This window comes from Actinomycetota bacterium, from assembly GCA_036280995.1.
Lineage (GTDB): Bacteria > Actinomycetota > CALGFH01 > CALGFH01 > CALGFH01 > CALGFH01.
In genome coordinates this window covers 1-20,192 of sequence record DASUPQ010000370.1, presented here as the reverse complement: position 1 = coordinate 20,192, position 20,192 = coordinate 1, and the positions used below count along the sequence as shown (strand labels likewise).

The 20,192-nt window shown below is 72.1% G+C and carries 20 protein-coding genes and 1 pseudogene; 19 read left to right on the top strand and 2 right to left on the bottom strand.

All coding sequences use genetic code 11. The features are described 5' to 3' along the window. From VF468_12520 to VF468_12430, 19 genes are all read left to right on the top strand, one after another. The coding region (locus tag VF468_12520; protein ID HEX5879118.1) for an acyl-CoA thioesterase/bile acid-CoA:amino acid N-acyltransferase family protein at positions 1–1,333 on the top strand (1,333 nt) is incomplete at its 5' end. A gap of 120 nt (positions 1,334–1,453) precedes the next feature. Beyond that, positions 1,454–2,569 (top strand): 5-methyltetrahydropteroyltriglutamate--homocysteine S-methyltransferase, encoded by a 1,116-nt coding sequence (locus VF468_12515; GenBank protein ID HEX5879117.1) that lies wholly within the window; start codon positions 1,454–1,456, stop codon positions 2,567–2,569. A 162-nt stretch (positions 2,570–2,731) separates the two neighbouring features. Next, complete coding sequence (locus VF468_12510; GenBank protein HEX5879116.1) at positions 2,732–4,162, top strand: aldehyde dehydrogenase family protein; 1,431 nt, start codon at positions 2,732–2,734, stop codon at positions 4,160–4,162. A 29-nt stretch (positions 4,163–4,191) separates the two neighbouring features. After that, positions 4,192–4,962: an enoyl-CoA hydratase-related protein gene (locus VF468_12505; protein ID HEX5879115.1), complete on the top strand. Its 771-nt coding sequence runs from the start codon at positions 4,192–4,194 to the stop codon at positions 4,960–4,962. A gap of 10 nt (positions 4,963–4,972) precedes the next feature. Beyond that, the gene (locus tag VF468_12500) at positions 4,973–5,608 is read left to right on the top strand and encodes a TetR family transcriptional regulator (GenBank protein ID HEX5879114.1); all 636 of its coding nucleotides are present in this window, start codon (positions 4,973–4,975) and stop codon (positions 5,606–5,608) included. Positions 5,609–5,723: 115 nt separating this feature from the next. Next, positions 5,724–7,157 carry an aldehyde dehydrogenase family protein gene (locus VF468_12495; protein HEX5879113.1) on the top strand — a complete coding sequence of 478 codons (1,434 nt, stop codon included), beginning with the start codon at positions 5,724–5,726 and terminating at the stop codon, positions 7,155–7,157. A gap of 18 nt (positions 7,158–7,175) precedes the next feature. After that, positions 7,176–8,753, top strand: a complete 1,578-nt coding sequence (locus VF468_12490; GenBank protein HEX5879112.1) for a benzoate-CoA ligase family protein — start codon at positions 7,176–7,178, stop codon at positions 8,751–8,753. Continuing rightward, positions 8,750–9,616: an amidohydrolase family protein gene (locus tag VF468_12485; protein HEX5879111.1), complete on the top strand. Its 867-nt coding sequence runs from the start codon at positions 8,750–8,752 to the stop codon at positions 9,614–9,616. Before VF468_12490 ends, VF468_12485 begins: the two co-directional genes overlap by 4 nt. 54 nt (positions 9,617–9,670) lie before the next feature. Beyond that, positions 9,671–10,603, top strand: a complete 933-nt coding sequence (locus VF468_12480) for a Phenylacetic acid catabolic protein (protein ID HEX5879110.1) — start codon at positions 9,671–9,673, stop codon at positions 10,601–10,603. A gap of 2 nt (positions 10,604–10,605) precedes the next feature. Next, positions 10,606–10,911: a metal-sulfur cluster assembly factor gene (locus VF468_12475; GenBank protein HEX5879109.1), complete on the top strand. Its 306-nt coding sequence runs from the start codon at positions 10,606–10,608 to the stop codon at positions 10,909–10,911. Between the two features lie 4 nt (positions 10,912–10,915). Continuing rightward, entirely contained in the window at positions 10,916–11,119 is a 204-nt protein-coding gene (locus VF468_12470) for a hypothetical protein (protein HEX5879108.1), read from the top strand. 24 nt (positions 11,120–11,143) lie between these two features. After that, positions 11,144–11,347, top strand: a complete 204-nt coding sequence (locus VF468_12465) for a hypothetical protein (GenBank protein HEX5879107.1) — start codon at positions 11,144–11,146, stop codon at positions 11,345–11,347. Next, positions 11,340–12,110, top strand: coding sequence for a Phenylacetic acid catabolic protein (locus VF468_12460; protein ID HEX5879106.1), 771 nt, complete (start codon positions 11,340–11,342; stop codon positions 12,108–12,110). The genes VF468_12465 and VF468_12460 overlap by 8 nt, the downstream gene beginning before the upstream one ends. A gap of 298 nt (positions 12,111–12,408) precedes the next feature. After that, positions 12,409–13,635 carry an ABC transporter substrate-binding protein gene (locus tag VF468_12455; GenBank protein HEX5879105.1) on the top strand — a complete coding sequence of 409 codons (1,227 nt, stop codon included), beginning with the start codon at positions 12,409–12,411 and terminating at the stop codon, positions 13,633–13,635. 7 nt (positions 13,636–13,642) lie between these two features. Continuing rightward, on the top strand, positions 13,643–14,380 hold the full coding sequence (locus VF468_12450) for an ABC transporter ATP-binding protein (protein HEX5879104.1): 738 nt from the start codon (positions 13,643–13,645) through the stop codon (positions 14,378–14,380). Then, the gene (locus tag VF468_12445) at positions 14,373–15,071 is read left to right on the top strand and encodes an ABC transporter ATP-binding protein (GenBank protein HEX5879103.1); all 699 of its coding nucleotides are present in this window, start codon (positions 14,373–14,375) and stop codon (positions 15,069–15,071) included. The genes VF468_12450 and VF468_12445 overlap by 8 nt, the downstream gene beginning before the upstream one ends. After that, positions 15,068–15,919: a branched-chain amino acid ABC transporter permease gene (locus VF468_12440; GenBank protein ID HEX5879102.1), complete on the top strand. Its 852-nt coding sequence runs from the start codon at positions 15,068–15,070 to the stop codon at positions 15,917–15,919. The genes VF468_12445 and VF468_12440 overlap by 4 nt, the downstream gene beginning before the upstream one ends. A gap of 2 nt (positions 15,920–15,921) precedes the next feature. After that, positions 15,922–17,016: a branched-chain amino acid ABC transporter permease gene (locus VF468_12435; protein HEX5879101.1), complete on the top strand. Its 1,095-nt coding sequence runs from the start codon at positions 15,922–15,924 to the stop codon at positions 17,014–17,016. A 6-nt stretch (positions 17,017–17,022) separates the two neighbouring features. Then, positions 17,023–17,580: a gamma carbonic anhydrase family protein gene (locus VF468_12430; protein ID HEX5879100.1), complete on the top strand. Its 558-nt coding sequence runs from the start codon at positions 17,023–17,025 to the stop codon at positions 17,578–17,580. On the opposite strand, the pseudogene VF468_12425 reads toward VF468_12430, so the two are convergent. Then, positions 17,540–17,734 (bottom strand): annotated as a pseudogene (locus VF468_12425) (hypothetical protein). The gene VF468_12430 and the pseudogene VF468_12425 overlap by 41 nt on opposite strands. Positions 17,735–18,022: 288 nt before the next feature. Then, positions 18,023–20,192 (bottom strand): DPP IV N-terminal domain-containing protein (locus VF468_12420; GenBank protein HEX5879099.1); only part of this gene is annotated, 2,170 nt, incomplete at its 5' end.

The following is a 20,192-nucleotide window of genomic DNA, read 5'->3' as shown; positions in this document are numbered from 1 at the left end:
CCTGAACAAGGCTGCGATCGATGGGCTTGCTCTCACGCGCCGGGTGGCGTATGAGCGGGAGGGCGGCAGGATGCGGGCACGGGCCTGGCTGGTCATCGTCGTCGCTCTGTCCCTGGTCGGGATCGCCGCTTGTTCCCCACGCCGCAGCAGCGCGACCATCGAGGTCGACAAGCCGGTCGCCCTGGCGGATGCGCCGGTGCACGCGCGGGTCAGTGGGCTGGGCTCCGGCGATGAGGTCACCATCTCAGCCCAGGCCCACGACGCCGGCGGGAAGGTCTGGCGGTCGCAGGCCCAGTTCACCGCCGACGGCGGCGGGGTTGTCGACCTCGACCGTGCCCAGCCGAAGTCAGGCACCTACCAGGGCGTGGACGGCATGGGCCTGCTCTGGTCGATGAACCCGCCGGACGGCGATCCCGACCAGGCAATCTATAGCGACCCGGACCAGGCGACCTATTTCCCGGCCGAGGGGTCGTCGTTCACCGTCGACCTGACCGTGGCCGTCGGCGACCGCCAGCTCGCCACGCGCAGCTTCACCCGCCAATGGCTCGGCGACGGCGTCACCGTCCGGACGCTGCGCACCGACCGCGACCAGGTTGCGGGGGTGCTGGCCCTCCCACCGGCGGGCAGCCCAGCGCGGGTGGCGGTGCTGGCCATCGGCGGCTCGGGGGGCGGCGTTGGCATGGCGGCGGACGCGGCCCTGCTCGCCTCCCACGGCCATCCCACGCTCGCCCTGGCCTACTTCCGCTATCCCGGCCGTCCCGACCAGCTTCGGGACATCCCGCTGGAGTACTTCGCGACCGCCGCGCGGCGCCTGGCCACCGAGTCCGGCGTGCGGCGTGGCCGCGTGGCCGCCCTGGGCTACTCGCGCGGCACCGAGCCGGCGATGCTGGTCGGCGCCTACTTCCCCGAGCTGATCAACGGGGTCGTGGCCTACGCACCCACCTCCAGGGCCGAGGCCGGGTTCCCCAACGGTGGCACCGCCTGGACCAGGGCCGGCAAGCCCGTCGCCGCGGGCAGCCCCATCCCGGTGGAGCGCCTGGACGGTCCGATCCTGCTGCTGGCCGGTGGCGACGACAAGCTCTGGCCGGCGGCCCGTTTCGTCCAGGAGGTGACCGACCGCCTCGACGCGCACCGCTTCGGCCATCCCCACCAGGCGCTGGTCTACCCGCAGGCCGGCCACGGCGTGGGCACCTTCCCCTTCCAGCCGGCCGGTACGACGCTGATCCATCCCGTGACCGGCGGGCTCATCGCGCTTGGAGGGACCCGCCCGGCCAACGCCGCCGCCAGGCGCGACGGCTGGCCCAAGGTGCTCGAGTTTCTCGATCAGCTGTGAAGACCAGCGCTCCGTGCGTGACCTCTGGTCTCAGCGGCACGCCGGCGAAACGCCCGCTCTGTTCCTGTTCGGCTGGCGGGTAGGATCAGCCTGCCCTGCAGCGGTACAAGGGAGGTCACTGTGCTCCGGACCACACCGCCATACCGGGCCGACCACGTCGGTAGCCTCCTGCGTCCGCCGCGGCTCCTGGCCGCGCGTGAGCAGCACGCCGCTGGGCGCATCTCCGCCGACCAGTTGCGCGCGGTCGAGGACGAGGCCATCGCCGAGGTGGTGGCCATGCAGGAGGACGTCGGCCTCCAGTCGGCCACCGACGGGGAGTTCCGCCGCAGCTCCTGGCACATGGACTACATCTACCAGCTGGGCGGCGTCAGTCGCGGCCAGGAGCAGCTCAAGGTCCGGTTCCGCAACCAGGACGGGACGCTCGAGTTCCTGTCGGCGGCGCTCCGGATCGACGGCAAGATCCGCCTCCGCCACACCATCTTTGGTGACGACTTCACCGCGCTGCAGGGGCTGGTCCGGAGGGCGACGCCGAAACTCACCATCCCCTCGCCGAGCATGGTCCACTACCGCGGCGGGCCGGCCGCGATCGACCGTGACGTCTACCCCGACATCGAGGAGTTCTGGAGCGACCTCAGCGCCGCCTATGCCGAGCAGGTCCGCCGTCTGGGCGAGCTCGGCTGTACCTACCTCCAGTTCGACGACACGAGCCTGGCCTATCTCAACGACCCCGAGCAGCGGGTGGAGATCGCCCGTCGCGGCGACGACGCCGAGCACCTGCACGAGCGCTACGTCCGCCAGATCAACAAGGCGCTGGTCGGCAAGCCCGAGGGCATGTCGGTGACCACCCATATGTGCCGGGGCAACTTCCGTTCCTCATGGGCCGCCGAGGGCGGCTACGACTTCGTTGCCGAGGCGCTGTTCGGCGGGTTGGCGGTCGACGGCTTCTTCCTGGAGTACGACGACGAGCGGTCGGGCGGATTCGAGCCGCTGCGGTTCGTCCCCAAGGGGAAGCTGGTCGTGCTCGGCCTGGTGACCACCAAGCGCGGCCAGCTGGAGGACAAGGACCAGCTCAAACGCCGCATCGAGGAGGCCAGCCGCTTCGTGCCCATCGAGCAGCTGTGCCTGTCGCCCCAGTGCGGCTTCTCCTCGACCGTTGAGGGCAACGTGCTCAGCTACGAGGAGCAGGTGGCCAAGCTCCGTCTGATCGTGGAGACCGCCAGGGAGGTCTGGGGGTGACCGTCGCCACCCACCCGCATCCGTTTTCGTTTCCTTGACGGAGCGTGGGTGGACGCCGCCCACGTTGCTCGACTATCCGGTCAGTCAGATGGCACCATACAGGTCTCGTCGGGGCTCCTGGTCAGCGTCGCGACAGCGAGAGGGAGGAGCATCGTGGCCGATATGTGGATAGGCGGAACGGCGGTGGCCGGCACGGGACAACGCCTCCCCGTGAGCAACCCGGCCGCCGGCGAGACCGTCGACGAGGTGCCCGTCGCGACGGGGGAGGAGGTCGACGCCGCAGTCCGGGCCGCGGCGACCGCGTTCACGACCTGGCGGCGCACCGACACCGTCGAGCGGGCGGGTCACCTGCGCCGGCTCGCCGACCTCGCGGAGGACCACGCGGACGAGCTGGTCGCCCTGCTCACCCGCGAGCAGGGCAAGCCGACGCTGGAGGCACAGGGTGAGCTGCGGCACTTCCTGGCCGGCCTGCGCTACTACGCCGAGGCCGCCACCAAGGTCCGCGGCAGCTACCAGGAGCTGCCAAGCCAGTTCGGGCCCGCCTATGGCCTGGTCGTGCGGCGCCCCCTCGGGGTGGTGGGCGCGATCACGCCCTGGAACTTCCCCCTCACGCTGCTCGCCAACAAGGTCGGGCCCGCCCTGGCCGCCGGCAATACCGTAGTCGCCAAGCCGGCCGAGACGACCCCGCTGACCACCCTGCGCGTCGCGCAGCTGGCCGCCGAGGCCGGACTGCCGCCCGGCGTGCTCAACGTGATCACCGGCGGGCCGGAGACCGGCGAGGCCCTGGTCGCCCATCCGGACGTGCGCCGCGTCGCCTTCACCGGCCAGACGGCCACCGGCCGGCGGATCATGGCGCTGGCCGGGCCGGCGCTCAAGCAGGTCAGCCTGGAGCTGGGCGGCTCCGACCCGACGATCGTGCTCGGCGACGCCGACCTGGACGCCGCCGTCAAGAACATCCAGATCGGCCGCTACTGGAACTGCGGCCAGGCATGCCTGGCGCCCAAGCGGGCGTTCATCCAGGCCGAGGTCTACGACGCCTTCGTCGACCAGCTGGTCGCCCGCGTCGGCCGCTACGAGCCCGGGCCCGGCGACACCCGGGCCGAGAAGCCGAAGCTGCGGATCGGTCCACTGCACACCGCCGCCCAGCGCGACCTGTTGGTCGCCCAGCTCAAGGACGCCGTCGACCGTGGTGCCAAGGTGCTGGTCGGCGGGGAGGCGCTGGACGGGCCAGGACACCTCTTCCAGCCGGCCGTGGTGGTCGACGCCCCGGCCGACTCGCGGCTGGCCACCGAGGAGGTCTTCGGCCCTGTCCTGCCCGTGTGGAAGGTGGAGGACCTCGACGAGGCGATCGAGCGGGCCAACGCCAGCCAGTACGGGCTGGGATCGTCGATCTGGACCCGCTCGGCGGTCGCGATCGACCGGGCCACCCGGGAGCTGGAGGCGGGGGTGACCTGGGTGAACCAGCTCCACTACGGCTATGACGAGCTGCCGTTCGGCGGCACCAAGCAGAGCGGGTTCGGCCGCGAGCACGGGCTGGAGGCGCTCGCCGAGTACACGGAGCCGAAGTCGGTCGTCGTCGGTGGCCTTGCCTGAGGGATGGCGAGCGGATGGGAGGAGCAGCGATGTCGGTGACCGCCAGCGTCGAGGACGGGGTCGGCTGGATCACGCTGGACCGACCGCCCGCCAACAGCTACGACCCGGCCTTCCTGGAAGAACTGGACGAGGCGATCGGCCAGGTCGCCGCCGCCGCCGTGGCGGTCGGGGTGGTCAGGTCGGCCAGCGAGAAGTTCTTCTCCGCTGGCGCGGACGTCAAGGGGTTCCTGGCGCGCTCCGCCGACGAGAACATGGCGATGGTCCGCCGCGCCCACCAGGTGTTCGACCGCTTCGCGGCCGAGGCGCCGGTGTTCATCGCCGTGATCGCGGGGCACGCGCTCGGGGGCGGCTTCGAGATCGCGCTGGCCTGCGACATCCGCGTCGCCGCCGAGGGCAGCTACCGGCTCGGCCTGCCGGAGGTGACGCTCGGGCTGCTGCCCGGCACGGGCGGCACCCAGCGCCTGCCCCGCCTGATCGGAATCGGCCGGGCGCTGGAGCTGATGACGACCGGTCGTGCCGTCACCCCCCAGGAAGCCGAGCGGCTGGGGATGGTCGACCGGTTGGTTCCCGCCGACGAGCTGGACCGCACCGTGGCCGAGCTGGCGGCCAGCCTCGGGGGCGGCGCGCCGCTCGCCATCGCCGCCGTCAAGCGCGCGGCGCGCCAGGGCCTCGACCGCCCTCTCGCCGACGGCCTGCAAACCGAGCTCGAGCAGCTTGCCCCGCTGTTCGCCTCCGAGGACGCCCGTGAGGGCATGATGGCCTTCACCGAGAAGCGGCCACCCAAGTACGCCGGCCGCTGAGGAGGACGGCATGGCTCGCGCGCAGGTCGCGCTCGAGGATCCCACGGAGCTGTCGCCCCGCGCCCAGGCGCTGCTGCGCAGCGCCTACCGGGTGATCACCCGCCAGGGCAGCCATCGACTGTCGCTGCAGGACGTGGCCGACGAGGCGGGCGTCAGCAAGGGCATGGTCCTCTACTACTTCAAGACCAAGGAGAACCTCTTCCTCACGACCATGCGCTATGCCCTGGAGCGGACCGGAACCCGCATCCGGGAGCGGATCGCCGGCGTGGACGACCCCCACCGGGTGATCGCCGCGCTGATCGACGCGATCTTCATCGACGCTGAGCGCAACCGCGACTTCTACCTGCTCTACGTCGACCTGGTCGAGCACGCCGCCAGGGTGCCGTCGTTCGGCCAGGTCTCCAGCCTGGCCACCGAGATCATCAACGGCCTGTACGAGGAGCTGATCCGCGACGGCGTGGCGCGAGGCGGCGTGGCGGTGGACGATCCCGCCGAGGCCGCGGCCGCCATGCGGGCCCTGATCGACGGGACCTTCCTGACCTGGCTCCCGCGGGACGACTGGCGGGAGTCCCACCCACGCTTCAAGGCGCTCTGCCACGCCAGCCTGCTGCGGCTCCTGGGCGTCGACCGGAGCCCGGCGTCATGAGCGAACCGGGTCAGCCCCAGCTCCCCGGCTTCGCCACCCGGATCGGCATCCGGCTGCTCCCGCGGCCAGGTCCGACTGTGGCAGGTCGTGGACCGTCCGGAGGGATGAGGAGCACATGAGGCAGATGTTCGTGGACGGCCGCTTCCGCGAGAGCTCCGGATCCGACCAGCTCGAGGTCCGCGACCCGGCGACCGGCGAGGTGGTCGGGACGGTCCCGGCAGGCACGGCCGCCGACGTCGACGCCGCGGTGGGCGCGGCCTCTGCGGCCTTCCCGGGATGGTGGGACACCCCGGCGGCCAGGCGCGGCGAGGCGCTGCACGAGGCCACCACGCATGCGCGGGACCACCTCGAGGAGCTCGCCAGGCAGCTCACCCAGGAACAGGGCAAGCCACTGCGTGAGGCGCGACTGGAGATCGACCGCTGCCTGGAGACGCTCGACCACTACGCGGGCCTGGCCAAGAACCTGCGCGGCGGCTACGTCCCCAACCTGGACGAGGGAACCTACGGGGTGGTGCTGCGCCGTCCCCTGGGGGTGGTCGGGGCGATCGTGCCGTGGAACTTCCCCACCACCCTGCTGGCCAACAAGGCCGGCCCGGCGATCGTGACCGGCAACACGGTGGTCGCCAAACCCGCCGAGACCACGCCGCTGACCACGCTGCGCCTGGCCGAGCTGCTGCACGAGGGCGGCATCCCCGCCGGGGTGTTCAACGTCGTGCCCGGCACCGGCCCGGTCGCCGGCGCCGCCCTGGTCGCCCACCCGCTGGTCCGCAAGATCGCCTTCACCGGCTCCACCGCGGTCGGCAAGCAGACGATGGCTTCCGCCGCCGAGCACCTCAAGCGGGTCACCCTGGAGCTGGGCGGCTCCGACCCGATGATCATCTGCGATGACGCCGACCTCGACCGCGCCGTCAGCGCCGCCAGCGTGGGGCGCTTCTTCAACTGCGGCCAGGCCTGCCTTGCCACCAAGCGACTGTTCGTCTTCGAGCGGGTCGCCGAGGAGGTGATCGACAAGCTGGTCGGCAAGGCGGCCAAGCTCCGCATCGGCCCCGGCACCGCCGATCGGGTGCTGATGGGGCCGCTGCACACCGAGCGGCAACGGGCAAGGATCGAGGAGCAGGTCGGCGATGCGGTCGACCGCGGCGCCAAGGTCCTGCACGGCGCCGCCCGGCCGCGAGGTGAGCCGTACGACCGCGGCTGGTTCTACGAGCCCACGCTGCTGCTGGAGCCGCCGGCCGACTCGCGCGTGGCCCTGGAGGAGACCTTCGGCCCGGCCCTGCCGATCTGGCGGGTGGCCGGCCTCGACGAGGCCATCGAGCGGGCCAACGCCTCACCCTATGGGCTCGGCTCGGCGATCTGGACCCGCGACCTGCACCGGGCCTCGGTGGCCGCCGAGCGGCTGGAAGCCGGCTACACCTGGGTCAACGCCACCAACAAGGTCTACGACGAGCTGCCGTTCGGAGGAGTCAAACAGAGCGGCTTCGGCAAGGAGCACGGCGTCGAGGCGCTCGACTACTACCAGGAGACCAAATCGCTGGTCGTCAAGCACTGACCCCGGGGTGAGGCGAACATGACGGTCCCGACGGTGTCCCAGTCGACGAGCACCTCCCTGCCGGAGCGCTACAACGTCAGCACGATCCTGGACCGCAACCTGGAGGCCGGGCGTGGCGCCAAGGTCGCGCTTCGCGGCGCCGACGGCGAGGTCACCTACCAGCAGCTCCTCGCTGACGCCTGCGCCGCCGGGCGCGCCCTGCGTGCGCTGGGGGTGCAGCGCGAGCAGCGCGTGCTGCTGGTGCAGGACGACAGCCCGGCGTTCGTGGCCGCGTTCCTGGGGGCCATCCGCGCCGGGATGGTCCCGGTCCCGCTCAACCCGTTGTTCAAGGCCGACGACTACCGCTACCTCCTGGCCGACAGCGACGCCCAGGCCGTGATCGTCGACCTGGAGCTGCTGGACAAGGTCCGGGAGGCGCTGGCCGTCCATCCCGAGCGGGTGGAGCTGATCGTCGTCGGCGGGGCCGCCGAGGGCGCCGACGGCTTCTCGGAGCTGCTGGCCGAGCACACCGGCGAGCTCGCCCCGGCCAACACCCACCGCGACGACCCGGCGTTCTGGCTCTACAGCTCCGGCTCCACCGGCAGGCCCAAGGGGGTCGTCCACCTCCAGCACGACCTTCCCTACACCTGCCAGACCTATGCCAGGCAGGTGCTGGGCATCGGCGAGGACGACGTCTGCCTGTCCACCACCAAGCTGTTCCACGCCTACGGGTTCGGCAACTGCCTCTCGTTTCCCTTCTGGGTGGGCGCCACGGCGGTGCAGCTCCGCGGCCGCCCGATCCCCGACCGGGTCTTCGAGGCGGTCGAGCGCTTCCGCCCGACGCTATTCTTCTCCGTGCCGACGCTCTACAACGCGATGCTGCGCAGTCCGGGCGCCGAGCGGCGCGACCTGTCGTCGGTGCGGCTGTGCGTCTCGGCCGCCGAGTCGCTGCCGGCCGACATCTGGCGCCGCTGGCACGACACCTACGGGCTGACCATCCTGGACGGCATCGGCAGCACCGAGATGCTGCACATCTTCTGCTCCAACACGCTCAGCGAGCTGCAGCCCGGCTCCAGCGGCAAGCCCGTCCCCGGCTACGAGCTGAAGCTCCTCGACGAGCAGCTCGCCAGCACCCCGCCCGGCGAGACCGGCAACCTGTACGTCCGCGGCGACAGCGCGCTGGCCTTCTACTGGCGGCAGCATGAGAAGACCAAGCAGACCGTGCTGGGCGACTGGATCTACACCGGCGACCGCTACCGGCAGGACGACGACGGCTTCTGGTGGCACCAGGGCCGCGCCGACGACATGCTCAAGGTCGGCGGCAACTGGGTCTCGCCGGTGGAGATGGAGCAGACGCTGGGCGAGCACGACGCGGTCGACGAGTGCGCGGTCGTCCAGGTCCTGGTCGAAGGGCTCACCAGGATCAAGGCGGTGGTGGTGACCAGCCACGCGGACCGCGAGCAGCTCACCCCCGAGCTGCAGGCGTGGTGCAAGCAGCGGCTGCAGCGCTACGAGTACCCGCACATCGTCGAGTACGTCGACGAGCTCCCCAAGACCACCACCGGCAAGATCCAGCGCTACAAGCTGCGCGAGGCCGCCGCCGGGACGGGCGCATGATCGACGGCCTGCCCCTGATCGACGCGCACCTGCACGTGGCCCGCCTGCCGACGCTGAAGCTCCCCCGGCCCACCTGGGCGCCGTTCGCCGACGCCGGCGTGTTGGGCGAGCTGTACGACGACGCGGGGGCGATCCGCCCCGACCGCTTCGACGCCTTCCTGGAGGCCGAGGGCGTCGACGTGGCCCTGCTGATGAGCGAGTACAGCCCGAGGGTGACCGGCATCCAGCCGGTCGAGGACCTGCTGCCGCTGCTGGAGCACAACCCGCGCCGGTTCCGCCTCATCGCCAACCTCAACCCGCACCTGCACCACCCGATCGAGCAGGAGCTGGAGCGCCAGCTGGCCCTGGGGGCGGTGGCGGTCAAGCTGCACCCGGTGCACGGCGGCTTCTCGCCCACCGAGGGCGAGCTCTATCTGGTCTACCGGCGCTGCGCCGAGCTCGGCGTCCCGGTGGTCTTCCACTGCGGCACCAGCACCTTCCCCGGCGCGGTCAACCGCTACGGCGACCCGACCCCGATCGACGAGCTGCTGCAGCACGTCCCCGACCTCAAGGTGGTGCTGGCCCACGGCGGGCGGGGCTGGTGGTACGAGGCGGCGGCGTTCCTGGCCCTGGCCCGCGAGAACGTCTGGATCGAGCTGTCGGGGCTGCCGCCGCAGCGGCTGCCCGACTACTACGCCCGCCCCGGTCTGCGCCGCCTGGCCCGCAAGTTCATCTTCGGCAGCGACTGGCCCGGCGTGCCCGGCATCGCCGCCAACGCCCGGGCCGTCGCCAAGCTCGACATCGACGAGCAGGACCTGCCCGGCGTGCTGGCCGGCAACGCCCGCATGGTCTACCACGGCCTCGACCCCATGGAGGTTGACTGACCGGTCAGATGGAGGCCATGATGAGGGGCGTCGCAGGCCGGCCGGAGGAGCGAGATGCTGAAGACCGAGGCTGAGCTGCTCGAGCGCCTGAGGACGGGCAGGCTGATCGAAGGCCTGGACACCGCCACCGAGGCCTACGTGGAGGGCCTCAAGCGCACCCTGATCGTGTCGGCCGACACCGAGCTGATCAGCGCCCCCGCCTACCTGCGGGCGGCCAGGGACGCCCCCTCGATCAACTCCTACATGTCGGCCGTGAGCATCATCCAGGACGAGCTCGGCCACGCCCACATCGCCTACCGGATGCTGCGCGACCTGGGCGTCGACACCGACCAGCTGGTCTACGAGCGCGAGCCCAAGGCGTTCAAGTACCCATACGCCTTCGACGTGCCGCTGGACCGCTGGGAGGAGCTGGTGGTCGCCAACGCCTTCTACGACCGCGCCGGCTTCGTGCTGCTCAGCGACATCTACCAGAACACCAGCTACGGGCCGTGGAAGCGGGCCCTGGTCAAGGTCGACCGGGAGGAGACCTTCCACCTGCGCCACGGCGAGCGCTGGATGAAGATCCTCGCCGATGACCCGGACCGCAAGGCGGCGGTGCAGCGGGCGGTCGACTGGATGTTCGTGCTCACCCTGGAGTGGTTCGGGCTCCCCGACGACCTCAAGCAGCACAAGGAGCAGGTCGGCTACCAGCTCAAGGGCCAGACCAACGACCAGCTGCGCCAGACGTGGATGGCGGCCACGGTGCCGCTGTGCGAGCGGCTGGGCTTCTCGGTCCCCGCCCACCTGGACCAGGCAAGCGGCCAGTACGTGATCGACTGTCCCTTCCCGATGCGCTTCGACGAGGACGCCAAGCGTTGGGACCTCAGGCGGGGCGCCATCTCCTGGGACGACGTGCTGGTGCGCTGGCGGCGGCGCGGGCCGTGCAACGAGGAGTTCGTCGGCATGCTCCAGCGTGGGCATCGCCAGCTGCGGCGGGGCCCCGCGTGACCATGGTCTCGGTCGACGACGTCCGCGCCGCCCTCGCCGAGGTTGAGGACCCCGAGCTGCCGGTCGGCATCGTCGACCTGGGGCTGGTCCGGTCGGTGGTCGTCGACGGCACCACCGTGCAGGTCGGGATCACGTTCACCTCGATCGCCTGCCCCTGCACCGACGTGCTCCGCGAGGACGTCGAGGCGCGCCTGCGCCGGCTGGGCGGCGTCGCCCATGTCGAGGTGGAGGAGGTCTTCGAGGCCTGGAGCCGTGACGACATGACCGAGGACGGCCGCCTGGCCCTGCTCGCCCTGGGGGTGACGTAGGCGGATGGGGGACGACCCGAGGCGACAGGTCTGGGAGGTCTACGCGCGCCACGACCGTGAGGAGCGGGCCCACCACGTGGGCACGGTCCGGGCGGTCGGGCCCAAGGACGCCCGCGTCTTCGCCTTCATGATGTACGACGAGCGCCGCTGGCAGGAGATGTTCGTGGTGCCGCGCGCGGCCGTCGTCCCCGTCGTCGCCCCCGAGTAGGTGCGGCCGGTTGAGCAGTATCGCGTGTTCGGCCGCACCAGCTACCCGGAGCCGCTGGAGTTCCAGGAGACGCTGACCGCGGCCGACGACGACGCCGCGGCCAGGGCGGCGCTGGAGCGCCACGGCCCCCGGTGGGTGGAGCTGGTGCTGATCCCCGAGCGGGCGATCCACTGGATCCTCGGCCCGCAGGCCCCGGTGCCGTCGCCGGAGGGGTCCACGGATGGGTGAGCTGCGGGCGAGCAATGCGACCGCCTGGGCGATCGACGACGACGAGGCCCTGGCCGCCCTGGTCAACCTGCTGGTCGTCCTGGCCGACAACAAGTACTGGCTCGGCCGGCACCTGTCGGAGTGGGCGGTGGGGGCGCCGAGCCTGGAGGTGGCGGTGGCCAGCGCCGCCATCGCCCAGGGCGAGCTCGGCCAGGCCCGGGTGCTGTACCCGCTGCTGGACGAGCTGCCGTTTCCCGGCCCGGTCGACCCGACCGAACGCGAGCGCGCCTACCAGGTCTCGCTGCTCGACAGGCCGTTCCCGACCTGGCCGCATGCGGTGTCGGCGCTGCTGCTGGTCGACAGCGCCGTCACCACCATGCTGGAGGCGATGATCGGCGGGCCCTACGAGGCGCTGGCCAGACGCGTGCCCCGGATGCTGGAGGAGGAGGCCTTCCACTGGGACTTCGCCGAAGGCCGCGTCCGCGAGCTGGCCCGGCTCCCCGGCGGCCTCCCGCAGCTCCAGGCGCGCGTGGACGAGTCCCTGGAGGAGCTGCTGTGCTGGTTCGGTCCCCCCGGCGAGCAGGGAGTGGAGAGGCTGCGCGGCCACGGGCTGCTCGGTCGGGGCAACACCGAGCTGCGCCAGGCCTGGCTCGACCGGGTCGGCCCCCTGCTCGAGGAGGTCGGCGTCCGGCTGCGTCCCGAACGATCGGAGGATTCTCGGCTGCCATGGGAGCGATGGAACCGCCTGCAACGCCGGCTGGACCCCGAGCCAGCGACCGCGTGAGCTGCCCGTGGTGCGGCTCCGACGCCGTCGAGCGGGTCGGTGAGGTCGGACCGACGGTGATGACCTCCCAGTGGATCTGCACCGCCTGCAAGAGCCCCTTCGAGCGGATCCGCAGGCGCGGCCGGTCATGACCGGGGGCGCTCGCCGGCCACGGCCCGACCAGGGCCGCGGGGTGAGGCCGGCAGGGGCACAGACTCTTCGACTGACTGGTCAGGCTGCTGATATGGTCCGGCACGCCTGACCAGTCAGTCGGAGGATCTGACCCGTCGCAGCGGAAGCCCGGAGACAGGAGGCGGAAATGAGGCATCGTTCCAGGGTCGGGCTGTTCTCGCTCTGGCTGGTGGCGGCCCTGCTGCTGGCGGCGTGCGGTGACGGCGACGAGGGAGGAGGCCAGGAGGGCGGCGGCGAGCCGATCCGCATCGGCGCGCTCACATCGCTGACGGGCAACTTCGCGCCATGGGGCGTGCAGGTGCGCGACGGGATGCAACTCGCGGTGAACGAGATCAACCAGGGCGGCGGCGTCGACGGCCGCCAGCTGGAGCTGGTGGTGGCCGACGACCAGTCCAAGGCCGAGGAAGGGACCCGCGCGCTCGAGCGGCTGATCGAGCGGGACGGCGTGGTGGCGGTCGGCGGGATCATTTCGAGCGACGTCGGGCTGGCCACGGCTCGGATCGCGGAGCAGAGCAAGGTCCCGCTGTTCCTGGTCAAGGCCGGAGCGGGCGGCATCCTGAACGCCAACAGCCGGCACACCTTCCGCACCTGCCTGCCCGCCGCGCCCATGGTCGCCGGCCCCATCCTCGAGTACGTGCAGAGCAAGAACCTGACCAGGGTGGGTGCGATCGTCGCCGACTACGCCTGGGGACAGGCGATCAAGGAGGCGCTGGAGGACACGTTCGCGGCGGCCCCCGACATCAAGCTCCAGATCGAGGTTGCCCCGGTGCCCGAGCAGGACTTCACCACCTACCTCCGTTCGCTGGAGCGCCTCGACCCGCAGATGATCGTGGCCACCGGGCATCCGCCCGGCGCCGGGGCGATCACCGTCCAGTCGGCCGACCTCGGCTTCGACGTGCCGGTCACCGGCGCCTACACCCCGCGCTCGCTGGTGATGAGCGGGGCCAAGGGCGCGGCCCTCGACCGCTACGCCGACTTCGGTTGCGCCGACGTCCAGAGCAACGAGTACCAGGACCTGGCCCGGCGCTTCCTGGCGTTCTCCCAGAACAACAAGTTCTTCGAGGACGACGCCCTGGCCGGCTACGGGATCGTCACGACGGTGGCCCAGGCGGTCGGCGCGGCGGGCGACGATCCCGCCGCCGTCGCCAGCCACCTGCACGAGAACACCTTCGACATCCCCGGCTACTCCTTCGAGCTGCGCTGGACGGAGTGGGGCGAGCTGGCCGACGCCCGGATCGCGTTCGACCTGATCGGCCGCGGCCCGGCCCCGGAGGGGGTGAACGAGGCAGGCGACTGGTACCCGGAGCGGCTGCTGGTCTCCGAGCCGCTCGAGCCGTTCCGGCCGCCGTCGTAGCGGGGACATGGCGCTGCTCGCGGTCGACGCGGTGGAGAAGCGCTTCGGCGGTCTCCCGGCGGTCGACGGCGTCACGTTCGGGGTCGACGACGGCGAGATCCTCGCCGTCGTCGGCCCCAACGGTGCCGGCAAGAGCACCCTGCTGAAGACCATCGGCGGCCTCGAGCGCCCCTCCGCCGGAACGGTGACGCTGGCCGGCCAGCGGGTGGACGGGATGGCCCCCCACCGGGTCCGGCAGCGGGGGATCGCGATGGTGATGCAGACCCCGCTGACCTTTGGGTCCATGACGGTCCTGGAGAACGTCGCGCTGGGCGCCATGTTCGGCGGCGGCGACGGCGTCGTGGCGGAGCCGGAGGCGACCCGGCGCGCGCAGGAGGCGCTGGCCTTCGTCGGCCTCGCGGGCCGCGCCGACCAGCCCGTCGCCAGCCTCAATCTCCACCAGCAGCGGTTCCTGGAGATGGCCAAGGCGCTGGCCGGCCGGCCGCGGCTGCTGCTGGTCGACGAGGTGATGGCGGGGCTCAACGACAGGGAGCTGGCCGCCTCCGTGCAGATCGTGCGCACCGCCCGCGACACCCTCGGGATCACCATCATCTGGGTGGAGCACGTGATGCAGGCGGTGATGCGCCTGGCCGAGCGGGTGATCGTCCTCAACTTCGGCAGGATGCTGGCCGAGGGCGAGCCGGAGGCCGTGATGCGCCACCCCGAGGTGATCGACGCCTACCTCGGCGAGGGCCGCGATGCTTGAGGCGTCCGGCCTGGAGGCCGGCTACCTGGGGGAGAACGTGGTGGAAGGCGTCGACCTGCGGGTCGCCGCGGGCGAGGCCGTCGCCGTCATCGGCTCCAACGGCGCCGGGAAGACGACGCTGTTCCGGGCCATCTGCGGGATGCTGCCGGTCTCCGCGGGCCGGGTGCGCTTCGACGGCAGGGACATCACCGGCTGGCCGGCCCACCGCGTCGCGCGGGCCGGCCTGGCCTACGTGCCGGCCGAGCGGCACCTCTTCCCCGGCATGAGCGTGCGGGAGAACCTGTTGCTCGGCGCCTATCCGGGCCGGCCCGACCCGTCCGTCTTCGAGCTCGTCTTCGACCTGTTCCCCCGCCTCAAGGAGCGCCCCAGGCAGCCGGCGGGCAGCCTCAGCGGCGGCGAGCAGCAGATGCTGGCGGTGGGCCGGGCGCTCATGTCCCGCCCCCGCCTGCTGATGCTCGACGAGCCCACCACGGGCCTGGCCCCCAAGCTGGCCCGGAGCGCGTACCAGGCGCTGCAGGCGCTGAAGGAGACGGGCGTGACGCTGCTGGTCGCCGAGCAGCAGGTGCCGCTGGCGCTGTCCCTGGCCGACCGGGGCTACGTGCTGGAGAACGGCCGCGTCCGCCTCGAGGGCGCCTCCGAGGACCTGGAGCGCAACCCCGAGGTCCGGCGGGCCTACCTGGGGGTGGCATGAGGGCCGTCGTCCTCGACGGGATCGTCCTCGGCCTCCAGTTCGGGCTGCTGGGCGTGGGCATGACGCTGGTCTACGGCCTGGGGGGTGTGCTCAACCTGTCGTACGGCCAGGCGGCCGTGCTGGCGGCGATGGTGGTGGCGCTCAGCCTCGCCGCCGGCATGCCGGCCCTGGTGGCGGCCGGGGCCGGGCTGCTGGTGGCCGCGGCCGGCGGCGTCGTCCTGGACAGGACCCTGATGCAGGCCGTGTACCGGCAGCGAGGCGAGCACCGGGTGCTCCTGGGCCTGCTGCTCACCCTGGGTGTGGCCTTCGTCATCGACGGGCTGCTGACCTGGCGCTATCCGAGCGGGGCCCTGCGCCTGGAGGTGGGCGGCGAGGCCGTGCCGATCCTCGGCGTCCGCATGCGGGTGGGAAGCCTGTGGGCCTCGGGCATCTCGCTGGCGGTGGGCGCCGCCCTGCTGCTGTTCTTCCGCCGCACCACCTTGGGGCGGGCCACCCGCTCGGTGATCCAGGACGAGGTGGGCGCGCGGCTGGTCGGGATCAACCCGGCGGCGGTCCGCACCCTCATCTTCGCGCTCAGCGGCGCCCTGGCGGGACTGGTTGCCGAGACCCGGTCGATGACCTCGCCGGTCGCCGTCACGGCCGGGTTCGACTTCACCATCCTGGCCCTGATCGTCGCCGTCGTCGGCGGCCTGGGCAGCGTCGCCGGAGCCTTCCTGGCCGGCCTGCTCCTCGGTATCGTCAGCACGGTGAGCGCCTTCTACATCGGCCAGTACGTCACCACCATCGTGCTGTTGGCGGCGGCGGCGCTCACCATCGTCGTGCGGCCACGCGGCCTGCTGGGGAGGTAGCCGTGACGGCCGAGCCCGACGCGACGGTCGAGTCGTCCGACGGCGCGCCGCTGGGGGTGAGCGCCCCGCCGCCGCGCTCGCTGCCCCGGGCGTTCCTGCCGATCGCCGTCACCGGCGCCCTCCTCGCCCTGGTCCCCCTGTGGCTGGGCGACTCGCGGCTGATGATGGGGCTGGCCGTGGACGCTCTCGTCTTCGGGGCCTACGCCGTCGCCTTCAACGTGATCTTCGGCAGCACCAACCAGCTCTTCCTGTGCGTCGGCGCGCTGGCCGGGGTGGGCGGCTACACCGCCGCCATCCTCTCCGAGGAGGCCGGGCTCCCCCTGGCCCTTGGGCTGGTGGCGGCCACGGTGCTGGCAACGGCCGTTGGCGGGCTCCTCAGCTGGGTGGCGGTGCGCCGCTCGCTGGGCGTGATCTTCACTGGGATCGTGACGCTTGCCTTCTCCCTTTCCTTCGCCAACCTCGTGCTGGGCCAGCGGGAGCTCACGGGCGGCGAGACCGGCCTGGTCGTCGCCGCCGGCGAGGGCACCTTCCTGCAGGAGCGAGTGGCCGCCTACTACCTGTTCCTGGGCATGCTGGTGGGCTTCCTGGTGGTGTTCCGCGCGCTCGAGCGGTCCCACGTCGGCTGGGCCTTCCGCGCGCTGCGCGACAACGAGCTCGCCGCCGAGCTGACCGGGGTCGACGTGGCCCGATACCGCGTCTACGCCGGCCTGATCGGCTCCGCCATGCTGGGGATCACGGGAGCCGTCTTCACCTACAGCGACGGGTTCATCAGCCCCTCGACCTTCGAGTTCGGACACGTCGACGTCCGCGTCCTGGTGATGCTCGCCTTCGGCGGCCTGGGGACCCTCCTCGGACCCGTGCTCGGGACGGTCGTGTTCGCGGTGGTGGACGAGCTCCTGGTCGACGCCGGGCAGCTGCGAACCGTGCTCTACGGCCTGCTGATCATCGGGCTCTTCCTGGGCTTCAAGCGGGGCGCGGTCCCGGCCGTGGCGGACTTCCTCCGCGTGCTCGTCCGGCAGGCCCGCTCCAGCGCCGGCGGCCGGCGGGTCCGGGCGCCTGCCCGCCGCCGGCCCGACCACCCCGACGAGGAGGGCTGAGGCCAGATGGCGCTGGAGATCGAGTTCGCGGGACGCCGCCCGGTGGTGGACGCGGCCGCCTTCGTCGCCCACACCGCGGTGCTGGTCGGCGACGTGACCGTGGCCGCCGGCGCGAGCGTCTGGTACGGGGCGGTGCTGCGCGGCGATTTCGGTCCGATCGTGGTCGGCGCCGGCAGCAACGTGCAGGACAACTGCGTCCTGCACGCCGCCGAGGGCCTGCCGACCGTCCTGGAGGATGAGGTGACCGTCGGTCACCTGGCCACCATGGAGGGCTGCGTGATCGAGCGCGGCGCCCTGATCGGGATGGGCGCGGTGGTCCTCCAGCGGGCCCGTGTCGGCAGGGGGGCGGTGATCGCCGCCGGCAGCGTGGTCGCCGAGGACGCGCAGATCCCGCCCGGCGTGCTCGCCGCCGGCGTTCCCGCCCAGGTCAAGCGCGAGCTGTCCGGCCGGGCGAGCCAGTGGGGCCGCACCGCCGCCGGCGAGTACCAGCGGCTGGTCCCGCGCTACCTGGCCCAGGCCAGGGTCATCCCGCCGGCTCGGTCGGGTCGGGCCACAGGTCGTTGACGGCGGCGGCGCAGCCGGTGAACAGCCCGACCCCGCCGCCGCGGCGCCGCAGCGTGTGCAGCAACTCCACGATGAGCCGGGCGCCGGTCGGACCCTGCGGGTGGCCGTAGACCAGACTGCAGCCGTGCGGGTTCATCCGGTCCAGCGGGACGCCGCGGCTGTCGCCCGAGCGGGAGCAGGCATCGTGGCCTGGCGCCAGCGCGGAGTGCCACAAGATCGTCTCCGAGCAGATCAGCACGCGCATCCGGTCCCGGTTCTCCCGGCGCCGTTGTGCCCGAGGAGGGCGAAGCTGGTTCCCTCTGGCACCCGCAGGCTGATGCCGTCGAGCATCACCTTGTCCCGGTTCCTCGTCTGTGGTGTCGCGCTCAGGCGAACAGCTCGCCGAGCAACTCGGGGTCGATGGCGATGGGGGCGGGGCGGTAGGCGGGTGGCTGCGTGCCCATCAGCTCGCGCACCAGGAAGTCCCAGCAGCGCTTGCGGACGTAGGCCAGGCAGTCGATGAACGTGTGCTCGGCCCGGGCACGATGAGCAGCTCGAAGTCCTTGTCGGCGGCGATGAGCCGGTCGGCCAGCCGCAGCGTGTGGTCCGGGTGGACTTGGTCGTCCATTTCGCCGTGGATGAGCAGCAGCTTGCCCGCCAACCGGTCCGCGATGTCCACGTTGGAGGCACGGGCCCAGGCCTCGGGGTTGTCCGCGCCGTCGTAGGCCTCCACGAAGCCCAGGTTGAAGTAGCGGGCGTCGTGCGGGCCGGAGAGGGCGACTCCGGCCTTGTACACCTCGGGGAAGTCCAGCATCGCCCGCGCTGTGGCGAACCCGCCTCCGGAGTGGCCGAACGCGCCCACCCGGTCCAGGTCCATCCAGGGCCGGGTCCGGGCCAGCTGCCGCAGCGCCGCGACATGGTCGGCCAGGCAGCCTGCGTCGGCCAAGTGGCCGTAGGAGGCGTCGTGGAAGGACTTGCTCCGCCCTGGGGTGCCTCGCCCATCCACCGCCACCACCACGAAACCCAGCGCCGCGATGGGTTCCGCGTCGAGGCCCATCCCGCCGGGGTCGAAGCACGGGGCGACCCGGTCGACCTGCGGGCCGGGGTAGACGCTGTCCACCACCGGGTAGCGCTGGGCGGGGTCGAACCCCCGCGGCCGGTACAGCACCCCGTGGATGTCCGTCATCCCGTCGGCCGCCTTGACGCAGAACCGTTCCGGCGGCGTCCAGCCGGTGGCGGTGAGCCTGGTGATGTCGGCGCGCTCCAGCTCGACCAGCACCCGCCCGGCCCAGTCACGGACGCGCGACACTGGCGGGGTGTCGATAGTGGACGCGGAGTCGATGAAGTACTCCATGGTGTCCGGCATGGTGACGATGTGGTCCAGCTCGTCGTTGGTGACCTTGGCGAAGCCGGAGCCGTCCAGACCGACCCGGCACACCGTGCGCCGGTACGGATCCTCGTCAACCAGCCCGGAGACGGTGAAGTACACCACCCGCTCGGCCTCGTCGACGTGCAGGATCCGCCGCACCGCCCACTGCCCGGAGGTGACCTGCCCGAGCAGCTCGCCGGTGCGCAGGTCGTACCGGTACAGGTGGCCCCAGCCGTCCCGCTGCGAGTACCACAGCACCTCGTCGGCCAGCACCCGCACGATCGGCGGCTCGTTCATCCACTGGTTGGGCTCAACGCGGGTGGTCCCGGTCTCACTGAGCACAGTGGTGACCTCGCCGGTGGCCGGGTCCAGCCGGTGCAGGGTGAGCGTGCGCAGGTCGCGGGGCTGGCCGAGGTAGTACACCGCCGAGCCGTCCGGAGCCCACCACGCCCACTTGGTCGTGATCGGCGACGACTGCGGCATGAGCAGCGGCTCGGCCTGCGCGCGGACCACCGTGCCCTCGGAGACGTCCAGCACGACCAGCTCGGCCTGCGGCATGTTCTCGTCCCCGGGGTAGGCGTACCGCTGGGTGCGCAGCACCGGGGCGCCGCCGTCGGCGGGCCTGGCCTCCACCAGGTGGGTCTGCCGGACGCCGCGCTCATCGGTCCGATGCGCCAGCACCTTCGTCGAGTCGGGCGACCAGGCCACCGCGGGCGGCAGGTGCGGCAGGCCGAACTTGCGCAGCAGGGTGCCGTTGCTCGTGCAGTCCGGGCCGGAGCCGTACTGGTAGTCGGGCTCGCCGTCGGTGGTCAGCGCCCACTCGCGGCCGTCGGACAGCGAGCGCGCCCGCAGGTCGTGCCCCCGCTGGGACACCGCGACCTTCTTGTCGGGTGACGGCATCTCCAGCCGGCTGCCCGGCGGCGGCGTGAACTCGGCCCGCTTGCAGGCGTAGCTGTCCAGGCGGCAGCGCCAATGCTCGCCCAACGCGTCGAACTCCACGACGTTCCCGGCCAGTTCGATGGCCATGAACGGCAAGGCCTCAGGGTCGACCTGTTGCCCGGAGGCGGCGGCCAGCGCGGCGGCGAGCAGGGCGTGGTCGAAGGCCGGCTCGCGGGTGCCCGCCGCCGGGTCGACCAGCACGAACCGTCTGCCGACGCCATTGCTCACCGCGTACCAGAAACGGGCGCCTCCGTCGATCCACTGCGGCCTGACCTTGTCGCCGATGACGAGCTCGCCAGGGCGGGCGGGTCGGCGGAGGAGTTGC

What these genes read in the sequence shown, in the direction of transcription:
- VF468_12510 (HEX5879116.1), top strand. Translation starts at nt 2,732, where the DNA reads ATGTGGATAGGCGGAACGGCGGTGGCCGGCACGGGACAACGCCTCCCC.
- VF468_12490 (HEX5879112.1), top strand. Translation starts at nt 7,176, where the DNA reads ATGACGGTCCCGACGGTGTCCCAGTCGACGAGCACCTCCCTGCCGGAG.
- VF468_12480 (HEX5879110.1), top strand. Translation starts at nt 9,671, where the DNA reads ATGCTGAAGACCGAGGCTGAGCTGCTCGAGCGCCTGAGGACGGGCAGG.
- VF468_12470 (HEX5879108.1), top strand. Translation starts at nt 10,916, where the DNA reads ATGGGGGACGACCCGAGGCGACAGGTCTGGGAGGTCTACGCGCGCCAC.
- VF468_12455 (HEX5879105.1), top strand. Translation starts at nt 12,409, where the DNA reads ATGAGGCATCGTTCCAGGGTCGGGCTGTTCTCGCTCTGGCTGGTGGCG.
- VF468_12430 (HEX5879100.1), top strand. Translation starts at nt 17,023, where the DNA reads ATGGCGCTGGAGATCGAGTTCGCGGGACGCCGCCCGGTGGTGGACGCG.
- VF468_12495 (HEX5879113.1), top strand. Translation starts at nt 5,724, where the DNA reads ATGAGGCAGATGTTCGTGGACGGCCGCTTCCGCGAGAGCTCCGGATCC.
- VF468_12485 (HEX5879111.1), top strand. Translation starts at nt 8,750, where the DNA reads ATGATCGACGGCCTGCCCCTGATCGACGCGCACCTGCACGTGGCCCGC.
- VF468_12500 (HEX5879114.1), top strand. Translation starts at nt 4,973, where the DNA reads ATGGCTCGCGCGCAGGTCGCGCTCGAGGATCCCACGGAGCTGTCGCCC.
- VF468_12450 (HEX5879104.1), top strand. Translation starts at nt 13,643, where the DNA reads ATGGCGCTGCTCGCGGTCGACGCGGTGGAGAAGCGCTTCGGCGGTCTC.
- VF468_12440 (HEX5879102.1), top strand. Translation starts at nt 15,068, where the DNA reads ATGAGGGCCGTCGTCCTCGACGGGATCGTCCTCGGCCTCCAGTTCGGG.
- VF468_12460 (HEX5879106.1), top strand. Translation starts at nt 11,340, where the DNA reads ATGGGTGAGCTGCGGGCGAGCAATGCGACCGCCTGGGCGATCGACGAC.
- VF468_12445 (HEX5879103.1), top strand. Translation starts at nt 14,373, where the DNA reads ATGCTTGAGGCGTCCGGCCTGGAGGCCGGCTACCTGGGGGAGAACGTG.
- VF468_12475 (HEX5879109.1), top strand. Translation starts at nt 10,606, where the DNA reads ATGGTCTCGGTCGACGACGTCCGCGCCGCCCTCGCCGAGGTTGAGGAC.
- VF468_12505 (HEX5879115.1), top strand. Translation starts at nt 4,192, where the DNA reads ATGTCGGTGACCGCCAGCGTCGAGGACGGGGTCGGCTGGATCACGCTG.